The following is a 9,147-nucleotide window of genomic DNA, read 5'->3' as shown; positions in this document are numbered from 1 at the left end:
GCCAGGGCCGGTCCGGCACTGACACCCCGGACGCCGAGACGCCGGTGGCGACCGACGAGGAGGGCACCCGTATCCCACGGCGCCGGCGTCGCCGCCGGGCCGGCGAGATCCTCGCGGGCGAGCCGAGCGGGACGATCGCGGGCGACGCCCAGCCGGCCACTGGCGCGGGCGACGCCCACCGGGCCACCGGGACGGGCGACGCCCAACCGGCCGCCGGTGACGGCGAGCAGTCGACGAAACCGCGCCGCCGCCGGCGGCGTCGGGCTGCCGGTTCCGGCGCGGGTACGCCGGCCGAGGCGACCGCCGACTGACAACGGGACACGCGACGTCCTTCGTGCCGCCACCGGCGGCCCGGAGGACGTCCTCCTTCACGGCCGCACGCGGCCGTCAGGTCGCCCATGCTCTTTCGGCAACCTTCTCCCACCGCCACCCTCTTTCCACCTCGGGGTGGGGCTGCGGGGCGGCGCGGTGGAGGAAGGATGATGGAGCCATGCCGGAACCGTTGCACGCTGCCCTGACCAAGGTCCGGGAGCTGCTGCTCGACCCCAACCTGACCCGCGCCGTCGCCGCCGGCCGCCGCCGCGGCCAACGTCCCTCGGTGGTTCGCGCCGAACTGCGCCCGGTCGTTCTCAAGGCCGGACGCCGGTTGCAGATCTCCACGTCCGACGGCAGCCGGCCGCACACCCGCAACGTGGCACCGGGCACGGAGGCCGGCGCGGCGATCGACGCGCTACTGGCCGAGCCGTTCGGCAACTGGCACGTGGAGACCGCCGACGCGACACTTCAGCTCAGGGTGACCAAGTCGGGCGAGGCGCAGCTGCACCGGGCGGCGGCGGACCGGGCCGGGGCCGAGCCGTCCGGGCACGACCGGACCAAGGACTACCTGCTCGACCCGGGCGACCCGATCTTCGCCGAGATCGGCGGCTCGGCCGCCAAGCGACGTCAGGTGGACGCCTTCCTACGGGCGCTCGCCGCCACCCTGCCCGACGAGCTGAGCGGTCCGCTGCGGGTGGTGGACCTGGGCTGCGGCAACGCGTACCTGACCTTCGCGGCGTACCGCTATCTGGCCCAGCGTGGCGTCGACGTCGAACTGGTCGGGGTGGACGTGCGGGAGGACCAGCGGCGGCGCAACACCGAGCTGGCCGAGCGGCTCGGTTGGGCCGACCGCGTCTCGTTCGTCGCCGGCACCATTGCCGACGCGGTGGTCGAGCCGGCCCCCGACCTGGTGCTGGCCCTGCACGCCTGCGACACCGCCACCGACGAGGCACTGGCCCGGGCGGTGCGCTGGCGCTCCCGCTGGGTGCTGGCCGCGCCGTGCTGCCACCACGACATCGCCGCACAGCTGCGTACCCGGCCCGCGCCGCCCCCGTACGACCTGCTGACCCGTCAGGGGATCCTGCGGGAACGCTTCGCCGATGTGCTCACCGACGCGCTGCGCGCCGGGCTGCTCCGGTTGCACGGCTACCGCGCCGAGGTGGTGGAGTTCGTCGACTCCCGGCACACTCCACGGAACCTGCTGATCCGGGCCCGGCGCACCGATGGCACGGCCACCGGGCAGCAGCGGGCCGAGTACCGGGACCTGGTCGACCAGTGGCAGGTCAGGCCCCGGCTGGCGAGGCTGCTCACCGAGGACGCTCCGGCCGGCTGATCGGTCAATCGCCGCGACCCGGCGTCGTACTACCCTGAAGGGGACGCACCGGCACGCGTCGCGGTTCGAGAAGGGAACCACCCGGCAGGAATGGGCTCCGTAGAGGTTTCACCCCAGATGGCCTTCGCGCGTTTCGTGCGCCGTGCCATCGACGACGCCCGCGACGAGCGGGGTTGGACGGTGAGTGACCTCGCGGCGCACACCGGGGTGGGTCGGTCCACCGTCTTCCGCTGGCTGGCCGGGGACTGGCAGGACTACCCCGAGCTGGCCAAGGTCCGTGGCTTCTGCGCCGCCCTCGACCTACCCGTCGCGGCGGCGTTCCGCGCGCTCGGCCTGCCGGACGCCGGTCCCACCCCCCGGCGCCGGGTCGACGACAGCCCGGTCGAGGCGGACGTCCGGGTCATCCTGGAACGGCTCGCCGACCCGGCCGTCGCGGCCGAGGAGAAGCACCACATCCGCGACCTGCTCCGCTACCTGGCCCGCCGTCCGGTCCGCCGGGCGGGATGACCGGGCATCCGACGGGTGCGGCACGCCGCGGGATGTGGGTAGGCGGTCAGGCGACCGTGACGGTGAACTCGGCGGTACGCACCACGCCCGCCACCTGGAAGTCGAGGTACATCCGGTAACGGCCCGGCCCAGGCGCGGTCAGCCAGAAGGTGACCACGTCCCCGGTCGGTGCCGGCTCCGGATGGACGTGCAGGTAACCGAGGTCGCCCTCGCGCAACGCGACGAGGTGGCCGTACGCGCCGAGATAGCGTTCCAGCGCGGCCGGGGCGGCCCCGTCGCGGATCTGGAAGCGCAGCGGGACGGCCCGTCCCACCTCGGGCGTGCCCTGGTAGTCGACGTCGAAGCCGTCCACGGTCGCGGTGGTGGCCGGGGCCGGCAGCGGCCGGGGCCGGTAGTCGCCCGGCACCACCAGGTCGACCCCGAGGGTGGCCGGCGTCTGCGCACCGTCGTCGGCGACCACGGTGAAGTCGGCGTACGCCCGCCAGACGCCGGGCCGGGCCAGCGTCACCGGCACCGACCAGGTGCCGTCGGCGGCCATCGTGGGGTGCAGGTGCTGGTAGCCGGTGAGGTCCCGGCGCACCACGATCAGGTGCATCGGCTTGTCGTGGACGACGGCGAACCGGGTGACCACGCGCCGCTGGTCGTCGCGGATCTGGAAGCGGAAGTCCGCGGCCCGGCCGGCGACGAACCCGGTGCCCGACGGGGTCAGCGTGTAGCCGGACGCGGTGACGGAGAGCCCGGCCGCCGTCGCGTCCGCCGCGCCGGTGCCGTGCTCGTGTGCGCCGGTGCCGGGGGCGTGGGTGTGTTCGCCGGTGGCCGTTGCCCCGACACCGGCCCCGGCCGCAGTGGTGGGCTTCGGGTTGGCCCGCCCGAGGCCGAAGCCGAGCAGGACGGCGAGCACCAGCCCGCCCACGGTCAGCGCGAGCCGCAGGGTGCTCCGGTCCAGCCCGACACCGTCCGCTCCGCCGGGCCGCAGGTCAAAGGCCCGCGCGTCGGGGTCGACCGCCGTGACGGATCGCTGCTCGGCCATGCGCCCACGGTACCGCCGGCCCGACCCCGACCCAGCCGCCAGGTGGTCACCGTGGCGGCCCTCGCAATCCGCCGTGGGCGGGAACCTTTCCGGTAGGGCGGTCAGCCGGCCACGGCGAGGGCCAACGGAAGCACGTCCGGGGCGCCGGCCCGACGCAGCAGCCGGGCCACCATGGTCATCGTCCACCCGGAGTCGACCAGGTCGTCGACGAGCAGCACCGGGCCGTCCAACCCGGCGAGCGTGTCGGCCAGCCCGTCCGGCAGGCTGAAGGCGTCGTGCAGCGTGCGTACCCGCTGGGCGCTGTTGCCGCGCGGCCCGCCGCCCCCGGCCGGGCCGGCGGGGACGACGTGGCCGAGCAGTGGCAGCCGGCCGACCGCGGCTATCCGCTCGGCGAGCGAGCCGACCAGCGCCGGACGGGCGCGGGAACCGACGGCGACCACGCCGGCCGGGCGACGCGGCCACCGGTCGTCACCGTGCGCCCACTCCTTCAACACGTCGACCACGGCCGCGGCCACGTCGTTCGGGACCGGCGCGTCGGTGGCCTCCGGGCTGAGCAGCCCGCGCAGCCGCCCACCCCAGCCGAGATCGGACAACCGGCCCACGGCCCGCCCGGGCAGCGCCTGCTCCGCCGGGGGAATCCGACCCTTCAGGGGTACGCCCACCGCGTCGAGGCCGGTTGGCCAGAGCTTCTTCGGCGCGATCGCCACACCGGGCCGGCCGAGGAAGGTCTGCGCGGCGGCCAGCGCGGCGGCGGAGACGTCGGTGGTGAACAGCGGCCCGGCGCAGCGGTCGCAGCGACCGCAGTCGGCCGCCCCGCTGTCGTCGAGGCATTCGCGCAGGTAACGCAGCCGGCAGCCGGATGTCGTCGCGTACTCCCGCATGGCCTGCTGCTCCGCGGTGCGGGCCTGGGCGACGCGGCGCAGCCGAGGTTCGTCGTAGACCCAGGGTTCGCCGGTGGCGAGCCAGCCGCCGCGTACCCGGCGCACCGCCCCGTCCACGTCGAGCACCTTGAGCATCAGTTCGAGGCGGGTCCGGCGCAGGTCGACGACCGGCTCCAGGGCCTGGGTGGAGAGCGGCCGGTCGGTCGGCAGGGCGGCGAGCACCGCCCGGACCTGCTCCTCGGGCGGAAAGGCGAGCGAGGCGAAGTACCGCCAGATGGCCGCGTCCTCGGCACCGGGCAGCAGCAGCACCTCGGCGTGCGCGACGGCCCGCCCGGCCCGGCCGACCTGCTGGTAGTACGCGATCGGGGAGGGCGGTGCGCCGAGGTGCACCACGAAGCCGAGGTCCGGTTTGTCGAAGCCCATGCCGAGCGCGGAGGTGGCCACCAACGCCTTGATCTTGTTGTCGAGCAGGTCCTGCTCGGCGGCACGCCGGTCGGCGTCCTCGGCCTGGCCGGTGTAGGAGGCGACCGACCAGCCGCGGGCGCGGAGGAACTCGGCGGTCTCCCCCGCCGCCGCGACGGTCAGCGTGTAGATGATCCCCGAGCCGGGGAGCTGGTCCAGGTGGTCGGCGAGCCAGGCCAGGCGGTGGGCCGGGCTCGGCAGGTCGAGTACGCCCAGCCGCAGCGACTCCCGGTCCAGCGAGCCGCGCAGCACCAGCACGTCCGGTCGCCGGGCGGCCGGATCGGCCAGTTCGGTGCCGAGTTGCTCGGCGACGTCGGCGGTGACCCGGGCGTTGGCGGTGGCCGTGGTGGCCAGCACCGGGGTCCGCGCGGGCAGTTCGGCGAGGAAGGTCCGCAGTCGGCGGTAGTCCGGCCGGAAGTCGTGCCCCCAGTCGGAGACGCAGTGCGCCTCGTCCACCACCAGCAGGCCGGTGGTGGCGGCCAGCTTCGGCAGCACGCTGTCCCGGAAGTCGGGGTTGTTGAGCCGTTCCGGGCTGATCAGCAGGACGTCCACCGCCCCGGTGTGGATCTCGGAGGTGATCTCGTCCCACTCCTCCAGGTTGGCGGAGTTGATCGTGCGGGCCCGGATGCCGGCGCGGGCGGCGGACTCCACCTGGTTACGCATCAACGCCAGCAGCGGGGAGACGATCACGGTCGGGCCGGCGGCGTCGGGACGCTCCCGCAGCAGCGCGGTGGCCACGAAGTAGACCGCCGACTTGCCCCACCCGGTGCGTTGCACGCAGAGCACCCGACGCCGGTCCACCACCAGCGCCTCGATCGCCCGCCACTGGTCCTCCCGGAGCCGGGCGTGCTCGCCGGCCAGCCGGCGCAGCACCGCCTCGGCCCGATCCCGTACCGCCGCCCGATCCTGGCTCATCCGGCATTTCTACCAGCACCGGCCCGCGCGGGACCGGCCCGACTCCCTGCCCCCAATCCCCCGCCACGGTGTGGCTCGCCCCTTGCCGGGAACTCCTCGGTCACCCCGGCCGGACATGGGGTGGCGGCCTCACTGTGGGGCGTCTTCGATACCTCCCTCGACGAGTGCGGCTCGCCTGAGCGCTGCGGGATCGACGCCCATCGCCGCGAGGGCACGTACGGCGGTGCCCTGGGTGAGTGAGCAGACCGCCGCGACGACATGGGCTCCCCGGATGCCTGGCGGGCGCGCCGACTTGGACAGCGTCACGGCCTGCTGCCACACCTGCTGGGCCTGCGGGGTGGCGCGGAAGACCCCGGTGGCCGGCCTGAGTTGCCCACCTGCGGGTGGGGCGGTCTCCGAGGTGGAGATGCCGATGGAGGCCAGGGCGGTCGCGTGCGCCCGCTCGATGGCTTGGCGCAGTGTGCCGGGGTCGGCGCCCACCCGACCGAAGGCGCGGTGGGCGCTGCCCTCCGACAGCCCGGTCGCCGCGACGAGCAGATGCTCCGGTGCGGGCAGGTCCTCTCCGGCGCGTCGGGCCTCCGCCTCGGCATCGGTCAGCACCTGCCGCATGGTCTTGATGTCGCGGACGGCGTTTGAGAGTCCCATCGGAACCTCCTCCTGTGGACGGGCTATGACCGGCGTTCCCGGGTCATGGGTGCGAACTTCTTGTGTGCCGCCTGCGCGCTGACGCCGAGGGCTTGGCCTACCTCCGCCCACGTCCAACCCTGTCGGATCGCTTCCTTCACGGCTGCCAGTTCGAGCTGGCCGGCCAGTCGACGCAGCGCGACGACGGCGGCGAGCGCGGCGGCGGGCTGGTCGGGGGTCGGGAGATCGGAAAGCGGCGGCATGTCATCAACTTAGGTTGACGGCACCTCGATGTCAACCTAAGTTGATGGCCGCCGTGGTTGGTACTTCGGTGACGCTGGCGACAGGCCCACCACGGCCGGCTGACCCCGGTCGCTCAGGTGGACGCCGGGGGCGGCCCGGGAGGCGGCAGGAAGACGAGGACGTGCCGCAGGTGCTCTGTCACGGCCGGCGAGAGCAGGCAGCGCCCGGCCAGTTCCTCCACCGACGAGTACGGGCCGCGCAGCAGCCTGTCGGTGACGATGTGCCGGCACTGGTCGGGGGTCAGGCCGGGCAGTCCGGCCAGTACCTGGTCGCCCACCGCGTTGACGTCGACGAGCCCACCGTCGTCGAAGACGCGGGGCAGGTCGGGGCGACCGATACGCAGCTCGTGCCGGGCTGCCGGGTGATGGTGCAAAAGGTAGCGGGCCTGCTCGCGACGTGCCCGCCGTTCCTCGTCGCCCCGCCGGTCCGCTACGTCGAGGACCCGGCGCACCAAGCCCCGGAAGCCCCGACTCAGCAGTACGACGTGCACGGTTCCCACGCACCAACACACCGCGACCACGCTGAGGACGTAGAGGAGTTCCCCGTCCGGGGGCTCCGCCTCGGGGTCGCTGGTCAGGGCGAGGCAGAGGAGGCTCCCGACCAGGGCGAGGTAGCCCAGCCCCGCCAGGGCGAGCCGCCAACTGCGCCGCCAGGCCGCGTACCCGAGGACGACCGCCCAGGTGAGGGCACCGAACGACAGCAGGACCACGGCCGTGGCCGCGACGGTCGCCGTCACGCTTATCCAGCGTGGCGCATGCCAGACCGGCCGGGCCGGCGGTACCGGCAGAACCGGCACGCCTGGGGTGAGGGCTGGTGGCCAGCCCGCCGGGACGGGGGATCGACTCACCGTCGCCGCGCTGGGCAGTGATGGCATCTGCACAGCGGCGGGCATTGCGTCAACGGGAGCGGGCACCGCGCCGGGCGGCGCCGGAACGGTCGCCGGGGTGGAAGTCGTCGTCGGAGCAGTCGGGACGGACGGTGTGGGTTGTGCCGGAGGGTTCAGAGCCGGGTCGGAGCGCAGGATGCGCCGGTGCAGTTCCTGGAGGGCGTTGCCCGGTTCGATGCCGTACTCCTCGCGCAGCAGCTCGCCGATCTCCCGGTACGCGGCGAGGGCCTCCGCCTGCCGGCCGCTGCGGTAGAGGGCCAGCATCAGCTGGTGGCGCAGCCGTTCCCGGAGCGGGAACTCGGCCACCAAATCGGTCAGTTCGCCGGCAAGCTCCCGGTGCCGGCCCAGTTCCAGTTCCAGTTCGACCCGGGTCTCCAGCGCGGTGGCGCGCAGCTCGACCAGCCGGTACCGGGCGGACTCGAAGAACGGCCCGGGCAGGCCGGGCAGCGGCTCGCCCCGCCACAGCTCGGTGGCCGCGCGCAGCTCGGCGACCGCCTCGGCGGTCCGTCCCTCGGCCCGGGCCTGTTGCGCCCGACGCACCGACCGTTCGAAGCGGACCGCGTCCACCGCCTCAGGCGGCACCCGCAGGAGGTAACCGGCCTCGGTGAGGGTGAGCACCTGCCCCGGTGCGCGCGGGGATCGATCCGGTTCCAGCACCCGGCGCAGTCCGGCAACGTACTTCTGCACAACGTTGGGGCCGTTGGCGGGCGGATCGTCCGGCCAGACCGCGTCGACCAGTTGCCCGGTCGGCACGCTCCGGCCGGGTGAGAGGAGCAGCACGGCCAGCACGGCCCGCTGCTTGCCGGGGCCGGTGTCGATTTCCTGCTCTCCGTGCCAGGCCCGCTGGGGACCGAGAATCTCGAAGCGCAGCGCTCCTGACATGGGAAATTTCCGCTCCTGACACCCCGCTTCCGGCGGCGGCAGCCGCACGGCAGTCGGACGGCAGCATATCGGCAGCGACCCGGCAGTGGCGGCCCTCAGCATCGTCCTCGGCAACCGCCAGACATGTGAGAAAGAGATGCGATGACACAGCACAGTCGTACCGCTGGGCTCCTCCGTCGGGTCGTCACCAGCGCCGCCGCGTTGGCCGTGACCGTTGTGGCCGGCGGCTGCGGCGCGACGGGCTCCGCCCCGGTCGCCGGCCCGGCGACGAGCGCCAAGCTGACGCCGAAGCAGGAACTGCTCGCCGCCGTTCCCGACGGTACGGAGGGGACGTTCCGGTACACCGGCAAGGATTCCTCCGCCACCTTCTCGGGACTTGTCGACCCGGCGTCGAAGGGCATGGAGTTCACCACGTCCGCGAAAGACGCCGACCTCGGCTTCACCACCCGGATGTCGTTCCGGATCGTGTCGGAGCAGATCTGGATGAAGGTGAAGTTCACCGGCACGGAGGGGCTGACCGGTCTGCCGAAGCTGCCGGACCGCTGGCTGCGGCTGGACCGCGCCAAGCTGACCGACAGTGAGTCCACGCCGGTCTGGGAAGGGGTGGACGTCGGCAACGCCGGCGTGCTGATCGAGGCGGCGACGGCCGTCGAGGAAAAGGCCGCCGGACGGTACGCCGGCACGATCGACCTGACCTCGGGTGAGGCGGCGAAGGCGCTGGAGGCCGAGGAGATGACGGCACTCGGTGCGGCGGCGAAGACCGTACCGTTCACCGCCGAGGTGGGCGCGGACGGCAACCTCACCCGGTTGGCCCTCCAGGTGCCGGCGGCGGGGAAGCGGAAGGCGTACACGTACCTGGTCGAGTACCGCGACTACGGCAGCGCCCCGGCGGTGACCGCGCCGGCCGGCGCGCAGGACGCCCCGAAGGTGGCGTACGAGCTGCTGGCCGGCTGACGCGACGACGGCGGGAGGGACACGGCCACACGGGGGGCCGTGTCCCTCCGTCGTC

The 9,147-nt window shown here is 73.9% G+C and carries 8 protein-coding genes and 1 pseudogene; 4 read left to right on the top strand and 5 right to left on the bottom strand.

The window, feature by feature from the left end; genetic code table 11:
* From E1166_RS30990 to E1166_RS16505, 3 genes and pseudogenes are all read left to right on the top strand, one after another.
* Positions 1–311, top strand: a pseudogene (locus E1166_RS30990) (ATP-dependent helicase); the annotation flags it as partial.
* A gap of 179 nt (positions 312–490) precedes the next feature.
* Positions 491–1,648, top strand: a complete 1,158-nt coding sequence (locus tag E1166_RS16510; protein WP_132339895.1) for an SAM-dependent methyltransferase — start codon at positions 491–493, stop codon at positions 1,646–1,648.
* 90 nt (positions 1,649–1,738) lie between these two features.
* The gene (locus E1166_RS16505) at positions 1,739–2,155 is read left to right on the top strand and encodes a helix-turn-helix domain-containing protein (protein ID WP_132339893.1); all 417 of its coding nucleotides are present in this window, start codon (positions 1,739–1,741) and stop codon (positions 2,153–2,155) included.
* Between the two features lie 46 nt (positions 2,156–2,201).
* On the opposite strand, the gene E1166_RS16500 is transcribed toward E1166_RS16505, so the two are convergent.
* The 5 genes from E1166_RS16500 to E1166_RS16480 all read right to left on the bottom strand — a co-directional run bounded on the left by E1166_RS16500 (position 2,202) and on the right by E1166_RS16480 (position 8,138).
* Positions 2,202–3,185 carry a hypothetical protein gene (locus E1166_RS16500; protein ID WP_132339891.1) on the bottom strand — a complete coding sequence of 328 codons (984 nt, stop codon included), beginning with the start codon at positions 3,183–3,185 and terminating at the stop codon, positions 2,202–2,204.
* Between the two features lie 101 nt (positions 3,186–3,286).
* Positions 3,287–5,443: a DEAD/DEAH box helicase gene (locus E1166_RS16495; RefSeq protein ID WP_132339889.1), complete on the bottom strand. Its 2,157-nt coding sequence runs from the start codon at positions 5,441–5,443 to the stop codon at positions 3,287–3,289.
* 129 nt (positions 5,444–5,572) lie between these two features.
* Entirely contained in the window at positions 5,573–6,088 is a 516-nt protein-coding gene (locus tag E1166_RS16490; RefSeq protein WP_132339887.1) for a Clp protease N-terminal domain-containing protein, read from the bottom strand.
* A gap of 23 nt (positions 6,089–6,111) precedes the next feature.
* Positions 6,112–6,330 carry a helix-turn-helix domain-containing protein gene (locus E1166_RS16485; RefSeq protein ID WP_132339885.1) on the bottom strand — a complete coding sequence of 73 codons (219 nt, stop codon included), beginning with the start codon at positions 6,328–6,330 and terminating at the stop codon, positions 6,112–6,114.
* 113 nt (positions 6,331–6,443) lie between these two features.
* Positions 6,444–8,138, bottom strand: a complete 1,695-nt coding sequence (locus E1166_RS16480; RefSeq protein ID WP_132339883.1) for a BTAD domain-containing putative transcriptional regulator — start codon at positions 8,136–8,138, stop codon at positions 6,444–6,446.
* A 141-nt stretch (positions 8,139–8,279) separates the two neighbouring features.
* On the opposite strand from E1166_RS16480, the gene E1166_RS16475 reads away from it, so the two are divergent.
* Positions 8,280–9,092, top strand: a complete 813-nt coding sequence (locus E1166_RS16475) for a hypothetical protein (protein WP_132339881.1) — start codon at positions 8,280–8,282, stop codon at positions 9,090–9,092.
* Positions 9,093–9,147: the final 55 nt, after the last annotated feature.

The sequence above is a fragment of the Micromonospora sp. KC213 genome (assembly GCF_004348325.1).
Lineage (GTDB): Bacteria > Actinomycetota > Actinomycetes > Mycobacteriales > Micromonosporaceae > Micromonospora.
Note: the sequence above shows the minus strand (reverse complement) of the source record. Positions and strands in the feature narration are given on the sequence as shown.

Excerpts from the sequence above, each read along its gene's own strand:
- E1166_RS16500 (WP_132339891.1), bottom strand. The coding sequence starts at position 3,185 with ATGGCCGAGCAGCGATCCGTCACGGCGGTCGACCCCGACGCGCGGGCC.
- E1166_RS16490 (WP_132339887.1), bottom strand. The coding sequence starts at position 6,088 with ATGGGACTCTCAAACGCCGTCCGCGACATCAAGACCATGCGGCAGGTG.
- E1166_RS16495 (WP_132339889.1), bottom strand. The coding sequence starts at position 5,443 with ATGAGCCAGGATCGGGCGGCGGTACGGGATCGGGCCGAGGCGGTGCTG.
- E1166_RS16510 (WP_132339895.1), top strand. The coding sequence starts at position 491 with ATGCCGGAACCGTTGCACGCTGCCCTGACCAAGGTCCGGGAGCTGCTG.
- E1166_RS16485 (WP_132339885.1), bottom strand. The coding sequence starts at position 6,330 with ATGCCGCCGCTTTCCGATCTCCCGACCCCCGACCAGCCCGCCGCCGCG.
- E1166_RS16475 (WP_132339881.1), top strand. The coding sequence starts at position 8,280 with ATGACACAGCACAGTCGTACCGCTGGGCTCCTCCGTCGGGTCGTCACC.
- E1166_RS16480 (WP_132339883.1), bottom strand. The coding sequence starts at position 8,138 with ATGTCAGGAGCGCTGCGCTTCGAGATTCTCGGTCCCCAGCGGGCCTGG.
- E1166_RS16505 (WP_132339893.1), top strand. The coding sequence starts at position 1,739 with ATGGGCTCCGTAGAGGTTTCACCCCAGATGGCCTTCGCGCGTTTCGTG.